At 45.9% G+C, this 17,515-nt stretch carries 16 protein-coding genes; 7 read left to right on the plus strand and 9 right to left on the minus strand.

The window, feature by feature from the left end; translation table 11 throughout:
- Positions 1-238: 238 nt before the first annotated feature.
- Genes ACX5KA_RS05425 through ACX5KA_RS05440 form a run of 4 tightly spaced genes read left to right on the plus strand, consistent with a single transcriptional unit; the run spans position 239 to position 5,628 of the window.
- Entirely contained in the window at positions 239-2,842 is a 2,604-nt protein-coding gene (locus ACX5KA_RS05425) for an efflux RND transporter permease subunit (protein ID WP_458730606.1), read from the plus strand.
- Between the two features lies 1 nt (position 2,843).
- Positions 2,844-3,725 (plus strand): outer membrane lipoprotein-sorting protein, encoded by an 882-nt coding sequence (locus ACX5KA_RS05430; RefSeq protein ID WP_458730607.1) that lies wholly within the window; start codon positions 2,844-2,846, stop codon positions 3,723-3,725.
- 28 nt (positions 3,726-3,753) lie between these two features.
- Positions 3,754-5,367, plus strand: coding sequence for a hypothetical protein (locus ACX5KA_RS05435; protein WP_061096120.1), 1,614 nt, complete (start codon positions 3,754-3,756; stop codon positions 5,365-5,367).
- Between the two features lie 27 nt (positions 5,368-5,394).
- Positions 5,395-5,628 (plus strand): YgaP family membrane protein, encoded by a 234-nt coding sequence (locus ACX5KA_RS05440; protein ID WP_049585620.1) that lies wholly within the window; start codon positions 5,395-5,397, stop codon positions 5,626-5,628.
- Positions 5,629-5,728: 100 nt separating this feature from the next.
- On the opposite strand, the gene ACX5KA_RS05445 is transcribed toward ACX5KA_RS05440, so the two are convergent.
- The 4 genes from ACX5KA_RS05445 to ACX5KA_RS05460 form a co-directional block, all read right to left on the minus strand.
- Positions 5,729-6,526, minus strand: a complete 798-nt coding sequence (locus tag ACX5KA_RS05445; RefSeq protein WP_049585622.1) for an HAD family acid phosphatase — start codon at positions 6,524-6,526, stop codon at positions 5,729-5,731.
- Between the two features lie 62 nt (positions 6,527-6,588).
- Positions 6,589-7,515 carry a GTP cyclohydrolase FolE2 gene (folE2, locus tag ACX5KA_RS05450; RefSeq protein WP_049585624.1) on the minus strand — a complete coding sequence of 309 codons (927 nt, stop codon included), beginning with the start codon at positions 7,513-7,515 and terminating at the stop codon, positions 6,589-6,591.
- A 95-nt stretch (positions 7,516-7,610) separates the two neighbouring features.
- Positions 7,611-8,087, minus strand: a complete 477-nt coding sequence (locus ACX5KA_RS05455; protein ID WP_232380213.1) for a MerC domain-containing protein — start codon at positions 8,085-8,087, stop codon at positions 7,611-7,613.
- Between the two features lie 70 nt (positions 8,088-8,157).
- Positions 8,158-8,736 carry a ZrgA family zinc uptake protein gene (locus ACX5KA_RS05460; protein WP_232380212.1) on the minus strand — a complete coding sequence of 193 codons (579 nt, stop codon included), beginning with the start codon at positions 8,734-8,736 and terminating at the stop codon, positions 8,158-8,160.
- 90 nt (positions 8,737-8,826) lie between these two features.
- Here ACX5KA_RS05460 and ACX5KA_RS05465 point away from each other — a divergent pair, with 90 nt between their 5' ends.
- Both ACX5KA_RS05465 and ACX5KA_RS05470 read left to right on the plus strand, forming a co-directional pair.
- Complete coding sequence (locus ACX5KA_RS05465) at positions 8,827-11,235, plus strand: TonB-dependent receptor (protein ID WP_232380211.1); 2,409 nt, start codon at positions 8,827-8,829, stop codon at positions 11,233-11,235.
- A gap of 40 nt (positions 11,236-11,275) precedes the next feature.
- Positions 11,276-11,401, plus strand: a complete 126-nt coding sequence (locus ACX5KA_RS05470; protein ID WP_269752024.1) for a hypothetical protein — start codon at positions 11,276-11,278, stop codon at positions 11,399-11,401.
- 123 nt (positions 11,402-11,524) lie between these two features.
- Here the strand turns inward: ACX5KA_RS05470 and ACX5KA_RS05475 are convergent, their stop codons facing one another.
- Positions 11,525-11,947: a YybH family protein gene (locus ACX5KA_RS05475; protein WP_202941387.1), complete on the minus strand. Its 423-nt coding sequence runs from the start codon at positions 11,945-11,947 to the stop codon at positions 11,525-11,527.
- Between the two features lie 334 nt (positions 11,948-12,281).
- A complete protein-coding gene (locus ACX5KA_RS05480) occupies positions 12,282-12,458 on the minus strand; it encodes a hypothetical protein (protein WP_202941386.1) in 177 nt (58 codons plus the stop codon).
- A gap of 117 nt (positions 12,459-12,575) precedes the next feature.
- Here ACX5KA_RS05480 and ACX5KA_RS05485 point away from each other — a divergent pair, with 117 nt between their 5' ends.
- Positions 12,576-13,358: a sulfite exporter TauE/SafE family protein gene (locus ACX5KA_RS05485; RefSeq protein WP_202941385.1), complete on the plus strand. Its 783-nt coding sequence runs from the start codon at positions 12,576-12,578 to the stop codon at positions 13,356-13,358.
- Positions 13,359-13,555: 197 nt separating this feature from the next.
- Here ACX5KA_RS05485 and ACX5KA_RS05490 read toward each other — a convergent pair whose 3' ends face one another.
- From ACX5KA_RS05490 to ACX5KA_RS05500, 3 genes are all read right to left on the minus strand, one after another.
- Positions 13,556-15,673, minus strand: a complete 2,118-nt coding sequence (locus ACX5KA_RS05490) for a TonB-dependent receptor plug domain-containing protein (RefSeq protein WP_458730608.1) — start codon at positions 15,671-15,673, stop codon at positions 13,556-13,558.
- Positions 15,674-15,744: 71 nt separating this feature from the next.
- Positions 15,745-16,155 (minus strand): hypothetical protein, encoded by a 411-nt coding sequence (locus ACX5KA_RS05495; RefSeq protein ID WP_458730609.1) that lies wholly within the window; start codon positions 16,153-16,155, stop codon positions 15,745-15,747.
- A gap of 67 nt (positions 16,156-16,222) precedes the next feature.
- Complete coding sequence (locus tag ACX5KA_RS05500) at positions 16,223-17,503, minus strand: sigma-54 interaction domain-containing protein (RefSeq protein ID WP_458730621.1); 1,281 nt, start codon at positions 17,501-17,503, stop codon at positions 16,223-16,225.
- Positions 17,504-17,515: the final 12 nt, after the last annotated feature.

Genomic DNA, 17,515 nt, shown 5'->3' on the forward strand with positions numbered 1-17,515 from the left:
CGCTTGTCGCTTGTCGCATTACCCTTGATCTTTTCTGAAAATACATTAAATTGTTTATATAAGATTTATCTTATTTAAAGTTGTTAGTCTCGCGTATAACTTTAATTAAGTTGCAGCTCTTATTAAGAAGCAGTCTTCGAATCTATTTCAGTGCAGCAGGATGATGCATGGGAAAAGCCAAATTTTTCTAAGCATTAATGAATGCACTTAAGCGCAGTCCAACTAGGAGTTCATTGTTATGTTTACGGCAGTTATTGAAAGATTACTGTTTTTGTCTACCCACAAAGGAAAGTGGGTATATGCCGTCTTATTGTTGGCTGTCTTATTTTGTGCTTATCAAATGCGGTTAATTACGATAGACACCGATCCGGAGAATATGCTTGAAGCCAATCATCCTGCCCGCGTGTTTCATAACGATGTGAAGCATACTTTTGCTATGCATGACGCGATTGTGGTGGGGGTTATAGCATCATCGGCGAATGACACTGCTACTGAGAATGCCGATAGAACTACCAATAAAGGCATCTACACACCAGAGAATCTAAGTGCAATAGACAAGGTTACTCAACATATATTGAACACTGAGGGCGTGATTGCTCAAGATGTCATGTCGTTTTCAACGGTGGACAACATCACTCAGGGCGATAGTGGCGAGCTTAAGTTTTCTTGGATGATGCCAAACGCTCCGGCGTCTCAAGAGGAAGCGGGGAAAATTGCTGAGGCAATAGCACGTCTTCCGATGTTGCAAGGTACCCTGGCCTCTTCTTCTAAAAATGCAGCCGCTATTTATGTGCCAATTAAAGACAAAAATGAAAGCTTTCGAATTGCAGAAGACATTCGCGCATTTATTGGTGCGAATACAACAAACGAAACATTGCAGTGGCACATAACAGGGCTGCCCGTTGCTGAAGATCAGTTCGGCGTTGAAATGTTTATTCAAATGGCAATTTCAGCGCCAGCTGCGGGATTGATGATTTTTATTCTCTTATTTGTTTTCTTCCGTAATTTCACGTTGATTACTGCCCCAATGGTGGTAGCAATGGCAACGGTAATTATCACAATGGGCGCCTTAATCGGCTTAGGTTTCACTGTGCACATCATGTCATCCATGATTGCCATATTTTTGATGCCAATAGCTGTTGTCGATTCGGTGCATATATTGTCTGAGTTTTCAGACCGCTATAAACCAGGTCAAAAGGCCGATGATGTGATTACCACTGTGGTTGAACACTTATTTCAACCGATGCTTTATACGTCGCTGACCTCGGCAGCCGGTTTCTATTCACTTATGCTTACACCGATCCCGCCGGTGCAAATCTTCGGCGCCTTCATTGGTTCAGGTATCCTGTTGGCTTTCGTTATTACGCTCACTTTTATTCCTGCTTATATATCAAGAATGTCCCCAGAAGCGCTGGCTAAGTTGCAGGCTGCGTTACATACCGATGCCAACTCATCTTCAGTAAAGGCTACGTATCTACAGCGATTTGTATACGGTATTCGCAATGTTGCGCTTAATTACAAAGGTGCGTTACTCGTAGCGTTCATGGTGATTTCAGCGGTATCAGTGTGGGGTATTTTCCAAATACAAATTAACGACAACCCTGTGCGCTGGTTTAAAGAAAATCATGAAATTCGTGTAGCAGATAAGGCGCTTAACAAGGAGTTTGCGGGTACGTACAACGCGTACATTGTTATTCAAGATACCCGCGAGCTGAAAAGTGCAAGTGAAATACTGCAAAGTGCAGTGTTGCCCTCTTCGTTAGATGAATGGCGCAAAACAACCCTCGATACACTCAACAATGAAAATGCCGGTAATAATTATGAGACTCTCGCATTTGCCGTCGACGATGCATTGTTCGGTGATCTAGACAGCAACGAATATGACGCCTTAAATCGCTTGCTTTCAAGCATTGATGAAATTAAAGGCACAAGCAAAACGTTTCAACAGCCCGATAATGTAGCGCTGCTTTCAGACCTGCAAAGTTACTTAAGCACTCAAACGCTGGTGGGTAAAACTCAGTCCCTCAGTGATGTGGTTAAAGTAGTTAACCGAGAGCTGCACTCGGGCAATGACAGTGACTACGTGTTACCTAATACTCAGCCAGCGATAGCACAGACGCTTTTACAGTATCAGTCCTCTCATAGACCGCAAGACTTGTGGCATTTCGTGACACCAGACTATCGTAAAACCTTGGTGTGGCTGCAGCTATCAAGTGGTGATAACCAAGATATGACAGAGGTAATTGAGTTGGTAGATAACTACTTTGCTCAACATCCATTGCCTGACGGCCTAACTTATCAATGGGCAGGTAAAGCGTACCTAAATGTAGTGTGGCAGGACAATATGGTTGCAGGCATGTTAGACAGCTTACTTAGCGCCTTCATTATTGTTTTCGTGATGATGGTGTTGCTGCTGCGCTCGCTGGTGTTTGGCCTATTAGCTATGCTGCCTCTTACCATAACTATCACCTTTATTTACGGCGCTATTGGCATTGTAGGTAAAGATTACGACATGCCAATTGCCGTGCTTTCGGCCCTTACATTGGGTTTGTCGGTAGACTTTGCCATTCACTTCTTGGCTAGAGCTAAAGAGATCTACAAGCAAACTGGTGATGTGAATGCCACGCTAAGTGCTATGTTTGAAGAGCCTGCTAGCGCTATAACTCGTAATGCGCTGGTTATTGCGCTTGGCTTTACGCCGCTGCTTTTAGCGCCACTCGTGCCTTACATTACCGTGGGTATTTTTCTGGCAAGTATCATGTTTATTTCGGCACTCGTTACGCTGCTGGTGTTGCCAGCTGCTATGACTTTGCTTAAACGTTGGGTTTTCAAGGAGGCCTAAAATGCGTATTTCCATATTATCAACTCTAAGGTTGCGTCGACCAACAAAGTTAAATCTACGCAGCTCATTCACGGGGCTTGTTGCGCTATTACTTATATCAGGTAATGGTTTCGCTCAAACCTCGGCAAACCAAAACGGTAGTAATATAGATGTTGCCGAAATCGTCAATAAGGCCGAGCAAGCAGCGTATTACGCAGGCAATGACGGGCGTTCAATGGCGAGAATGCTGATTGTAGATGAGCAAGGTCGAAAGCAAATGCGTCAGTTTACTATTCTGCGCAAAGATGTGCTGAATGAGGCAGGCGCCGACACCGGCGATCAACGAATGCTGGTTTTCTTTAGCCGTCCTACTGAAGTTGAAGGTACGGTATTTCGCGTTGAAAAGCATGCGGCGCTTAATTCTGATGACGACCGTTGGTTATATTTACCAGCTTTAGATTTAGTAAAGCGAATCGCGGCAGGCGATAAACGTACATCGTTTGTTGGTTCTCATTTCTTCTATGAAGATGTTTCAGGCCGCGCAACGGCGCAAGACAGTTTTGAGCTGCTTGAACAAACCCAAACTCATTATCGCTTAAAAGCGACGCCTAAGGACACAGCGCTCGTAGAGTTCAGCCACTATGTAGTAGAGATAGACAAAGACACTTACTTGCCCACCTTAATTAACTTTTATAAGGGTGACAATAACTACCGTCGTGTTGAAGCTGTGACCATTGAGACTATACAGGGCAACCCAACTGTGGTGAGAAGTAAGGTGACGGACCTTACATCAGGTGGCTATACCCTTATGGAATTCAGAGGGATTGAGTACGACATAGGTCTTCCAGATAGCATATTTAGTGAGCGTAGCCTACGTGTACCACCGCAAAACTATATTAAATAACACTATCTCTAAAAAGGAGGGCAGCACTGTGCGCTTGTCTAAATTACTAGCTCCATCCATGTGGATAACGCTGCCTAGCCAAGCCTATAGTCTTTCTGAGCGGGTTAAAAAGCAATGGAGGGCGCACGTTTTGCTCGCGCCTTTTATTTTCACTTTTGCGTTCACGGCTGTAGTTAGTCTACCGCTAAACGCCCAGACAGTGAGTGTTGAAAACCAGAATCAGAAAGACCCGGTGAAAAGCGGCGCTCAAGAACAGGAAGCTAGCGCAAACGACGAGTGGGACAGCGTGTGGCCTGGGGACGACAATGTCGAATCAGGTGACGATTGGAACGATGAGTGGGATGACGAATGGGGCACTGAGAGCAAAAGTAAACTTCGTATTTCTGGCTTTGCCGAGCTCGCAGTAGGAAACCGTTTTTCCCGTGACATGGCTACTGCGTTTGGCAGTCAGAATTCACAAATGAACGAGAGTTTCCAAGCTGCTAACGCGCCATCCGTGCTAAATAACAGCACATTGCGCGACGCCAGAGTTCAACTTCGCGCAGACTATGCATTAGACAGTTCTTCCATTTCCAGTAAAGCAGACGTTTGGTATGACGGCGTTACATCGTCGTGGGAATCACAACTTCGCGAACTGGCATGGCAAGGTAGCTTAAGCAGCATTCTACCCAGCGCTTTAGTCGGCACGGGGGACTGGGCAAGTGCATTTGACATCAAAGTCGGTAAGCAAGTACTGACCTGGGGGACAGGGGATTACTTGTTCTTAAATGATCTCTTCCCAAAAGATTATCAGTCGTTCTTTGCAGGAAGAGAAGACGAATACCTTAAAGCGCCGAGTAATGCATTAAAGGTGTCGGGCTACACGGATATTGCCAATGTAGATTTAGTCGTCACACCTGAATTTGAGCCTGATATTGGTATTACAGGCGAAATATTTTCTTTTTACAGCCCGCAATTGGATGAAAACATTGCCCCTTCGTTTTCTGTTGAGCGCGAAAATCGCCCACGAGGAAGTGAGCTTGCCTTAAGGGTGTATAAATCCGTTAAAGGGGTAGAGATCGCAGGCTATGGTTACACCGGTTATACAAGGCAGCCCACCGCGACAGATTCTCTTGGAAGGCCTCGCTACAGTAAAATGAATGCCTATGGCGCAAGTGTTGTTACGCCTCTGGGGCGGGGGATAGCAAATGCGGAATACGTTTTCTACAACAGCCTTGAAGACATAGATGGAACTGACCGGCAAATAGCGAATGATCAAAGTCGTTTCTTACTAGGCTATAGCCAAGAAATTGCCGCAAATCTTACCGGTGGTTTCCAGTGGTACACCGAGTACTTACACAATGCGGATGGCCTAGATAGAACAGTCTCGTCTTCTGAGCGAGTTCAGGAAAAATATCGCCATTGGGTGACGACCCGTTTAACGTGGTTAGCACTTCGTCAAACACTGACGTTAAATACTTTTCTGTTTTATTCACCCAGCGATAGCGACGGATACCTAAAGACTACAGTGGCTTATTCGCCCACCGATAAGTGGCAAGTGCGAGCGGGCGTAAATGTGTTTTCAGGTAAGGATAACTATACGTTTTGGGGGCAGTTTGAAGACGCAAGTAATGCGTTTGTTGCCTATCGATTTTATTTTTAATCTTCTTCAATATTTAAGGAATTCGTTATGTCACAGGAAAAAGCATTAACTGCATTTGCAGGGTTCATGGTGTTGTTATCTGTAGTCCTAACCCAGTTTGTTCATGCAAACTTTATGTGGTTCACCGTGTTTATCGGCGCAAACTTATTTCAACAAAGCTTCACTGGCTTTTGCCCAGCAACCCTATTTTTTAAACACGTGCTTGGGCTTAAAAGTGAACGGGAGTTGGCGTGTCCTGCAGACACTTCTACTTCTCGATAGAAAGCCGCTGACTTCTATAATCAAACGAGCGCGCTGGGTATACTAGCTTATTCAACAGTGTTAAATAAGCTAGTTGCCCCGGCTACTCTAGCTTCGCTCTCTACCAAGACCCATACATGGGGTTTGGCAGAATAAAAATCTCTGTGCCCACTCGTGGCATGAGTGACTGAACGTTGGCAGATTCTTGAGTTACGCCGCCTACATCTTCAATGTTGTCCCCAATTTGCATGATAATAGTGTGAGGCACAGCCCACGTAGACGTCGCGTCTTTAGACGTATTTGAACATGCGATCTTGCCTTGGGTAAGCTGCATTCTGCGCAAGTCCTTGTCATTAACCATACCTTCTTGGCCTACCGCTTCTTTGTCTTCAGCAGTGCGGCCAACAACACAGGTATTACTCGTGGTAAGCGGTAAACCTTGCGCCAAGAGGTTATTCCACGTGTGACTATCAAGTGTTTTATCGCGATTCGTAATAAGCGCCACCTTGCCATTTCGTACAACAACTTCATCGATGAAAGCGGCTACTCCCGGTACCAGTGTAGCCTCTTCACGCTTTACCCAATCAGCCCAGCTTTTTGACGAGTAGCCCAAACCTACGCTTTCGCGCTCTTTCTGGTATGTGCTGTTATCTAATACAGTTTCATCAACATCCATAACCACAACGTCGCCATCGGCAAAGCGCGTAGGTAGTGCTGCAATAGCTTGGTTATACACAAAGCTGGAAAGAACAGGGTACTCTTTGCTACTGGTTTGGTATATCACGGCATTTGACAGAGTGTGTGATTTTACACCAGCAAGCGGGGTTGATGGCGTAGACGAGCACGCCGCAATAGCTGATACTGCAGCGCCTATGCACGCTGCTTTGCTGATGTAAGAGAGCTTGTTAAGAGATAACAATGTTATTTTCCTTTTATTGTTTCTTCTGCCTACCGGCTTCAACACTCAAATTATGTCTGAATTTATCGATGAACAGGGCCTGATAATTCAGCAATGGCGTCGTGTGCATGCAGACTTTCTTGATGTTCTACTTTTACACGAAAATAGGTAGCTTGGTAATACGTACTTAACGCTTCATGCAGTCGCCTTACCGAATCTTCTACAAACATTAGGTTTTCAGCATTACGCTTGGCAAACGCCTGTTCATCTTCACGCTTAACTGCGGTTTGAAGCGGTGTGCCTAACGCGTTTTCTATCAAGTCAATAATACCAATAAAATCGGGGATCTCGTTGTCGCTTAAATCTAGGGTTATATCGGCAAAGGAACGCTGTGCATGCGCCGTGGCGATGCTGGCTTGTTTAGAAGCGAGCCAAGCGCCCATTTCTTCTACGGATAAACCTTTTCCTTCGAATTGCTGCACAAATACTTCTGATAACGCCTTGCGAGAGAGGGAGGCCGAACAAGGACAAGTACTAGAGTACGGTACTCTTAACTTAAGCTGTGCCTCATAACGTTCAGGTGATCGTCTTACGCAAAGTGAAGCAGGGTACGATTGATATCCTGACATCCTACTGATAAGCGCAGGACGCGACACGGTGAGGTCAAAGTGTAAATTAAGCTGGGCGCTGTTGCTCAGCCCATCTTGAGACTCGATAAGCGCGTTCATTAACGACACAAGTGCCGACTTATGTAAGTCTTGGTTGCTCAAATATCGCTGTAGCAAGCTGTACAATCGAGACATGTGAATGCCTTTAGCATTGGGTTGATCTAAACTCACTGTTACATCGACTTTTACTTGGCTGGCTAATCGCTCACCGCGCTTAGCTAGCACGTGCAGAGGGATAGCAATGCCCTGCATGCCTACACTATCAATAACAGGAAGTTGTGCAGTGGAATGCTCTGTAGTGACATCGGGAAGTACCGTGTCGGAATGATTAAAACTAGACAAAATAACCTCTGAATGAGACCTCAAAAACGACTTACATCACTAATATTGCGAGCGTCGCTCGATAAGAATTACCCGCTTTTGAGATTATGATGAAACTAATAGGGTTGTGATTGGGTGGTCTCGCGCTCTTCGCAAATAGGCACCTGCACGGTCGACCTAAGCCGATAGTTAATCAGGTGCGCACCAACGATAATAAACGACGCGATTACCGTGATTATCACTTCACCATATTCACCAAGCACTTCGTGTCCTAAGCCTACCCATTCAACCAGTAGCGGACTACTTAAAAGCGTTAGTCCAAAAAAACCAGCAAATACTACCCACTTATTCTTGTGATGTAGGTAGCCTAGTGAGAGCGCAAAAACACCGATGGGCAACACAAAAAACAGCAATATTTGATGGAAGGTTTCATCATTGAGAATTGACACACCTGCCAATGCAGGCATGGAAATTAATAAAATAGGCGTTAATAAACAATGTATTACGCAAAGGGATGAAAGGAGCATAGCGAGCCTGTCTGAAATAAACTGCACTTTTGGCATTGCGCTGCTTCCTTGAGATATCGAATTCATAATATGTCCGAAAATTGCTATGGCGCACGCATAATGGGTGAAGCTTGCGCCTGAGAGAGTAAAAATCTAACTAGCTGCTTATCAGTAAGGCTGGCTGACTTGGAGTTACCTCCAGTGCGCCTTGTCCTTTGTTGGCTACCCAAATTGCATTAACGTGCTGCAGGCTTGGCCAATGGGGAAACCCTGTCATCTCAATACGCTTTACGGGGCCTTGGCAACTAAGCAAATATGCGACACGAAAATCAGAATGCGTGTTGCGATGGGCATGGCCTTCATGCTCGTTAGCTACCTCCCATGGGCTTTCAAGTGTGATATCGAGTAATTCACACGTATTGCTTAGGGTAAAAATGTCGTCAAAGCGCTGAAAAACCTTTTGCGTTTCTTCATAACGTTTTTTCTCGCTAGTCGTGGATGGCGCGTATTCAAACCCCAGGACATCAGCAGCAGGCAGCTGCAGCACAAACTGCCACTCACTTCCCGCTTGTAGGATTTGTAGTTTGCCTTCGCCGTGAGTATGAGGCGCAGCATGAACAGCGTTGATACCCATCCCAGCCAAATTCAATCCGACAAAAGTACCTACCTTAAGAAAAGTTGAAGAGGCGCGTAGCGCTTTTTGTGAATTCTTCCACGTAATAGAAATAGTTTTCATTTTTACCTCTTGTGTAAACGTTACAATATAACATACCATAAAAATAAATATGATACATTATCACATTACACAAATTCAGAGGTTAGAATAATGAAACTGTCTCGATTGGCGTTAGGCTTATCGCTTTCAGCGCCTGCGTTGCTATTAGCATCTCCGTCAGTACTGGCACAAACACTTTCTGGCACGGTAACTAATGCAGCCGGAAAGCCGCTCGCCAATGCCACTGTTGAAATTGAGGCGCTAAAGCGTGTTACCAGCACTAACGAGCTGGGCGAGTTTACTTTCTCTAACGTAAAGGAGGGCGACTATACGCTTCACATATTCGCCTCTGGCTTCGCTCACTTACATGAGCACACGCAAGCTCAATCTGACAACGCGGGTGGCGCTAACTTTGTCTTGGCGCGCAGTGCTATCGAAGTCATTGACGTGCACGCCACGCCTATGCATTTATCGGTGATGGAATCGGCCACTCCAGTGAGCGTGTTATCTGGCGAAACCTTACGTCGGCAACAAGCGGCCACGCTGGGCGATACGCTAGAAAAATTACCCGGCGTACAGTCTAACTTCCATGGCAATGTTGCGAGCACGCCAATTATTCGTGGCCTTAGCGGACCACGGGTACTGATTACTCAAAATGGCTTGGATGTGAGCGACGTTTCCCGTGTTGGCCCCGACCACGCAGTAGCAAGTGAAGCCTCAACCGCTAAACAAATTGAAGTGCTGCGTGGGCCAGCAACCCTGTTCTTCGGAAGCGGTGCGATAGGCGGTGTGGTGAACGTAGTTGACCAACGTGTGCCCACGTCCACTGAAACGCGCGGTGAATTTGTATTAGAAACGCAAACCGTTAACGACCAGAAACTTGGAACGTTTAACGTGACTACTGGCGTGGACAACATAGCCTTTTACGCTGACGGTTTTTATCGCGATTCAAATGATTATGAAACACCTGTTGCCCCTGACATTGATGACCCAGATGGCGCCCATGTGGTTGAAAACAGTAACGAAGAATCGAATGGGTTTACGTTAGGGACCAGCTATTTATTCGACCAAGGCTATGTTGGCGTAGCGGTAGAGCGATTTGAGCGAGAGTATGGCGTGCCTGGGCACAGCCATGGCGGAGATACTTCGGTATTCGCTGATCTTGAGCAAACTAAGTATCAGCTTTTAGGTGAGTACAACTTTACCAATGACTTTTTGCAAAGTGTTCACTTTAGAGCGGGTTATACCGATTATGAACATGCTGAAGTTGAGGGCGGTTTAGTAGGTACCACTTTTAGTAATGAAACCGAAGAACTACGCGTAGACTTATTGCATAAACCCATGGCTGGCTGGCGCGGTGGAATCAGCCTTCATTACAAAGGGAGCGATGTATTTGCTCAAGGCGAAGAAGCCTTTACACCGCCTTCAGAAATGGAGATGTTTGCTGTAGCACTCATGGAAGAGCGTCACTTTGGTGATTTTCTGGTTCAATTAGGGGCGCGAGCGGAAAGCGTAACATTAGACGCATCAAGTGTGCTGTTGCCTGAGCTTGACGCTCACGAGCACGACGATGAACATGATCATGATGAGCATGCTCACGACGAACATGAACATGAAGGCAGCGAGTTCGTACGACAGTTCGCGGTAGATCAAGAGATTACACCTATATCGCTATCAGCGGGTGTAGTTTATACCATTAATGAAAGCTATAACGTGGGCGTTTCACTTTCCCGTTCAGAGCGCGCCCCTTCTGCCTCTGAGCTTCTTTCTTTTGGCCCGCATATTGGCACCCGTACCTATGAAATTGGTGCCCTGTTTGATTTGTCAGAGGAAGGCGAGTTTGTGCTTTCTCAAACGGCAATCGATCTTGAGACAGCAAACAACATCGACCTAACGTTCAGAAAAACACAGGGCGATGTCGGCTTTGTATTTAATGCCTTTTATAACCAAGTAGATAACTACTACTTCCAAGAAGAAACCGGCTTATTCGCTGAAAGTGGTCATGACCATGCTCACGATGAAGAAGGCCACGATGAAGAAGAGCATAGCGAAGATGAACACAGCGATGAATTACCTGTTTACCTGTTTGGTTCAGCTGACGCCGTTCTTCATGGTTTTGAGTTACAAGTTGCCTGGCAAACCACTGACAACCTAAAACTCGATTTCTTCGCCGACTACGTTAAAGCCCGCCTTAAAGATGGTGGCGCACTGCCTCGCACTTCGCCCATGCGAGTGGGCTCACACGTTGCCTATACGTTAGATAACTTTCGCGCAGATTTAGACATCACATATTTTGCAAAACAAGACGATATCTCGACGTTCGAGACTGAAACGGACGGCTACACCCTTGTTGATGCTTCAATTACGTACGACATTCCTTTGGGAGATATTGATTTATCGGTTTACCTGAGCGGTGAAAACCTAACCGACGAAGAAGCGCGCGTTCACACCTCATTTTTGAAAGATATTGCACCACGTCCGGGTAGAAACTTTGCTTTCGGCGTACGCGGTTATTTCTAAGATCAGCTTATAAAAAAGAATTATTGATAGGGATACACACATGAAAAATAGACTAGTACTAAGCGCCATAGCCAGCGCACTTTTGCTTGCCGGCTGTGGTGATGCAGAAACCAATATCGTAGAGCTGGATCCTATTGAGGTGCCAGAGGATGAGCACGACCACTAATCAGATGTAGTGCTCTGAAAATGCTAACAAGCATTTAGATCGTAGATGAAGACTAGGGGCATAGCAATATGCCCCAATTTACCTACTTCCGCTTTTGACTCTGATCTTGTGAGTTAAAGAGAATCACGCAAAATCTAACAAGTCAGTACCGAAGAAGTTATCGATGACACAGCGCCATTCTCCACTTGCATCCCTTTGCAGAACATAAACGGCGCGCTTACCCTCGCAGGGTAGGGCGTTGGGTGTTGCTTTGGGCACAAGGTAAAGCTTAGCGACGACTAGCGCTACGTCACCGGCTTTTATAACCCGTTCATCTCCGGTTGTAACAAAATGATCGGGCATGAATTTCTTTTGAAATTTAAGCAAGGCATCAACGCAGTCGCGCTGCGTGGCATGTTCTTCAGCGGTTTGGTTTTGCGTTGAGCTGGACATAGGGGTCGCGACCACTGTTGCATCGCTAGCATAACATTGGGATAAGGCGTCTTGATCGCCGCGGTTTACTGCGTCATGCAACTGTTGTAACACGTGAGATATTGGATTGTTCATGGCTGTCGTTCCGTTATTTTTACCGCAAGACGAGCCAATAAAAAACCCGCCTTTGCGGCGGGTTTAGTGAATTCTATTTACGCACTAGCTAACCCGCCCATTCCTTAGAATAGCGAGAATAATAATCAGCGCAGTCGCTGAGTAAGCAGTATGTGTATTCGTGTTTTTAGGCATAGTATTTAAAAACAGTGCGCTGCTAGTGAGTATTTAATGACCCGAGTATCCTGTGCACAATGAAGAAAGTCAATGGGTTTTTAGGTGTAGAAATTAGACCCATGCGAGTGGGTGGGCAAGCGGTAAGTGTAAGGTACAAGATGTAAGGTGTAACGCTACCCTAGGCTTCAAATATGGTAATGCGAATAATCGAGCCCTGCTTTAAACAATCATAAATATCTTTATCAGTGAACCCGCTATTACTGAGAAGTTGCCTGGCAACTAGCTTAGCGCCTTTTGTACATTGCTTGTCGCGTATTATCCGAAGTGCTTTGTTTAAATAACTAATAGAAGGCATGATAAATAACCTTACGCACTAGGCGTGAGTTTTGTATGATATTTAAACGATGTGTTTTGGTGTAATGATCACTCAAACCATACAAACTGTGTTACGAATTAAGGTGGAATTTGACCCTTGGAGTTACTTTATAGCTGGTTAACGGCCAATGATGCGATGTCGATGTCATCATCAGTAGTACTTGTTGTTACCTCCTTTTTTACGTCGATGATGACAGCAACGCTGGGTATTGGTGGCGGGGTCTTATTGCTGGCAGTAATGGCCGGTACTATGCCAGTCAGTGCGCTGATCCCGGTTCACGGTCTAGTACAGCTTGGTTCAAACGGCAACCGTGCACTGATGACGGCAAAGCATATCGACTGGAATATGCTGAAGTATTTTTCTTTAGGCGCAATCGTTGGCGCTTTTTTTGCTTCGTTTGTTGTGGTTCAGCTGCCGTTGATTATTATTCAATTTGCGGTTGCCGCATTTATTTTATTTCTGGTGTGGGGGAGTAAACCCAAAGCACAAGAAATGAACCCCGCGGGTAGAACATTGGCAGGGTTAGTAACCACGTTGGTTTCAATGTTTGTAGGTGCTACAGGGCCTTTGGTGGCGGCATTTGTACACAGAAATAATTACAGCAAAATGCAGATAACCGGCACGTTTGCCAGCTGTATGACACTGCAACACGGCCTTAAAGCGTTTGTTTTTACCTTTGTAGGGTTTTCCTTTGCCCAATGGGCCGGGCTAATCATTATTATGATTGCCAGTGGTGCGCTCGGCACGTTTTTCGGCTTGAAGGTATTAAAGCGTGTCCCCGCTGAAAAATTTATGCTGGCGTTCAAGATAGTGGTGACACTGTTGGCCCTGCGGCTTTTGTGGCAGGCATTCTCAACCTTATTTCCCGCTGTAATCTGACACAGCTCTTTACCTCCCAAATACTTACGTTAGTGCGCAAGTTTTCATTTCTAGCGTTTAAAACGGCATGTGTATCAGACATTAAGAGAAGATAAACCAGCGGAGGCAGACCACTGGTTTATCTTTTTGCCTTTAGCTTTTACTCAGGGCTGAACCTACATATTGCGTTTGGCTTTTGGGGTTTGAGTTTTAAACAATTAGAACCTGTAGCTCAGCGATAGATGCCACTCTCGTCCCGCTGCGGGTACTCGCTCACCTAGTGCAACATCAGTATTCCTCACGCGGTTAATTCCCGCTGTGTGTGGGGCGTAATGCTTATCAAATAGGTTATGAATGGTGGCCGTAATCTGAAGATTTGACCGCGCATTATCTATAAGGGTGAAAAGCCCCGTAATGTGTACTAATCCATATCCTGCAGTAGTGGTTTCATTTTGTAGCGCTGAAACGTGGGTTTGTGCTCCTGCCAATTCTGACGTTAGTTGCAGCGCCATTGGCGCATTAAGTAGCTGTGTATCCCACTGAATGGTGGTGATTAGCTGTTCGGGGGCAATACGAAACAACGCATCGTCGATATCGTCGCGATTACCGTGCTGAACACTTGCTACTGCGTTAAGCTTCACGTTATCAAACACATTACCCGAAACAGTCAGATCTGCCCCTTTGATTACGGCGTCTGTATTAGTCCATTGAAATGGTGTTGTGCCTGCCATCATGGTAGAGACCATATTGGCAGCCATATTCATGCTGGGAGAACCAGTAATATAGTCTTCAATATCTTGATAAAATAGACGAGGAGAAACTGACCAGCTTTTGAAACGGTAATCAATACCCACATCTATCTGGCGTGCAGTTTCGTTGTCTAGAGCCAAGTTTCCAATGTAGTTAAACCCGTCTGCCATTCCCCCAGAAATACCAAGAGGCAGCCACGTATAGCGTTCGAAGTAAGTAGGGGCACGGTTTTTCTGCGATACGCCAAGGACAACATCGACATTGTCGCTGGCGTGATATCGCGTGCTAGCGGCAATATCTAACATGTTATAGCTCTTACTGCGTTCTGCCGCGTTGAAATCATCAACGAGTGAAGCAATGGCTGGGTTCATCATAACCATATTAGAACCGGCTAGCCCGGCATCCATGTCAACACGTGTATATCGGGTACCAATTGTTGTTGAAAAAGATGCTTTATCTCGCTGCCATTCTGCGTATACGCTGGCTGTGTCTTTTTCTACGTTGGTAAAGTTATCAACGAAGAACATGCCGTTATTAGGGTTGGTGATGGTCGAGTTATTCCTGCTGTGGTGCAGATAGGCACCCAGTTTGAGATCGCCTTTATAAAATGGCGTCACATAGGTGGCATCCAGGCCTTGAGCAATAGCATCAGCGTTATTCTCTCTCGCCATGCCGGCAGACATCACCATGCGCTGTGAGAAGTTGTCCATGGCATGTTGGTTGCTGTTGCCAAACCAGCTTAACGTGAAGAACTCCCTATCGTTCGCGTTATAGCGATAGCCCAGTCGATACCAAGCGGCATCAATAAAACCAATGTCCATGGCTAAAGCAGGCGTGCCGCTTTCGTTAGTATTAAGTTGCTGAAAACTCACATCGATTTGGTGATTGCCCCACTCGACGCCCGCCCTAAACTTACCGCCATTTCTTTGGTAATGGCTGTTTGGAATAACGCTGTTATCTCCCGACTCTTGTTCGTCGCGCTGCTGATGAGTGAAGGCGCCGCTAACAAAAGCCTGCTCACTCTTATAAAACACATTGCCTTGGTATTGCTGACCGCTCCCCGGAGATATTGCGCTGGCACTTACGCTACCGCTAAAGCCTGTATTCAGGTCAAAAAGTGCTGGGGCATCAGAGTGAATGCGAAGCTTTCCGCCTAGCGTCTGCACACCTGCACTTACTGGCACAATCCCCCGGTAAAGGGTGGCGGTCAGTCCTGGTTCTGGCAGCACATGAGAAAGGGGCGAATCCATGGCGTTTGGTCCTGCTCCAGCAATATCAACGCCATCAATGCTTACGCCAACTCGGTCACCGTAAAGTCCTCTATACTGAATAAGCCCGGTGACTGGGCCGTTTCGAGATATCGACACGCCAGGTAATGTGGCAAGCTGATCGCCAAAGTCAGCGTCAATATTGCTGGTAGCACTAACAGACTCTTGCTCGATATTTTGCGTGCTAAGGGAAAGTGGTGTGCCAATAACGGTGACCACTTCTGTCGAAGTGTTATCGGCCAAGTCGATGGTGTTTGCGTAAATGTGTACGGGCGCGCACGCAGTGAATACGGCAAGCGCGATGATAGATTGCTTCATAACAATTCCATTTTAAAAAACGAGTGTTGTGCATGGTGAAGGCATGCATGTTCAGTGTGTTTTGGAGTTTGTTATGCGTGTGGTGGGGCGCGGCTTAGCGGCGCCGCGTAAGCAAAATCTGTAAAGGGCTTAGCCGCTAAACGCGCGACTAAAGCGCGATAGCGAACCAGCGATAGTAAAGGTAATGTGGCATGTAGTGGCTCGTCCACCCGAGGTAAGTCGGCTAACGTGCCATTGGTACAGTCAACGTGCTCGGCGGGTGCTTTGAGCAGTTCGGGGCTAACAAAAACGAACTCACCTTCAAACTCAGTGGCGCTAATTGAAATGTAGCGCATGGTCTTGCCAGTACAAATAAGTTCAATATCTTCACCTACAAACGCACGTGCTTGCTGCATAGTATGGGCAGCAAGGCCAAGTGCTAATGCATTTTGCAAAAGCATACAAAGGCAAAGTGTTAGTGTAAGTAGGCGTCTTAAAGTCATTTTTCTTTATCTGGTTAGCGCCTTTTATCATAGCCTGCGTTTTGGTAATTTTTCTACCTATTATTTTTTAAGTATCTCCAACCCCCGCTTTTTTCAGCTTTCTGTAAAGTGTACGGGTACTCACTCCCAGCGCTTGTGCAAGTTGCTGGGTATCGCCTTCAAAAGACGTGTAAACCTGACGTAAGTATTGGCGTTCCATTTCGTCTAAGGTCACAACGTTACCGTGAGATGACAAGGCATCATTGATAGCATCAGAGCTAATGTTATCGAGCTCGGGTAAGTCTGTATCGTAAATAACGCTTTCATCAGCCAGTAAAATAGCTTGGTCTACAATGTTTTTGAGTTCGCGAATATTGCCTGGGAACGGGTAGTTGGTTAGTTTTTCTAGCGCGTTTTTATGAAACCGTTTTTTCTCTTTAGACATTGCTAGAAAGTGGGCTGCTATCAGCGCTATATCTGACTTTCTTTGTCTTAAAGAAGGCAGATTGATAGGAAAGCCGGCAATACGGTAGTACAGGTCTTGTCTGAATTCGCCCGTTTCCACCATATGCTTTAGATTTTTGTGTGTTGCACACACTAAACGAAAGTTAGCCTTTTTAGAGTCTACACTTCCTACTGGACGATAAGTTTGCGACTCGAACAACCTCAGTAGCTTTACCTGTGTTGAAAGTGGAATATCACCCACTTCATCAAAAAATAATGTGCCGCCTTCCGCTGTTTCTATGAGACCTTTCTTGTTTGTTGTTGCGCCAGTAAACGCACCTTTTTCATAACCGAATAGTTCGCTCTCAAGTAGGGTGTCAGACATGCCGGTACACTCGATGATAACAAATGGTTTGCCAGCACGGTGACTACTCGAGTGAAGTGCTTGGGATACCAGCTCTTTACCCGTGCCGGTTTCGCCAAACAGTAGTACTGAAATATCTGAGTTAGCGGCGCGATTTATTTTGTTGAGCATTGCTTTGAATACTTCTGACTCACCCACCATTTTCCCTATTGAAGGTTGGTTTGAGGCAAACGACAGCTTATCAAGTATTTCCAAGTAGCCTAATAACTCTCCGCTACCGTCGAAGATCGGGCGCATGAGAATGTCGCAGTAGCTTTGACCCTCACTGGTGGTATGAACGTGTACTACGCTAGCCGCTCGTCCTGTGGCTTTACTCTCTTGCATGGGGCAATGCTCGCCGCACTTATCGCAAGGTTTGCTGTTGCGGTGAGAGACTTGATAGCAGGTACTGAAGCCAAGCTTTATATCTACAGGGTAGGTGTCTCTGTATGGCTGGTTAACAGCCTCAATAGCGTAGCTTGGGTTAATGAAGATTGCGGGTTTATCTATCGCATCTATCATCGCTTGTACTAT

It is taken from the genome of Alteromonas alvinellae, from assembly GCF_902705805.1.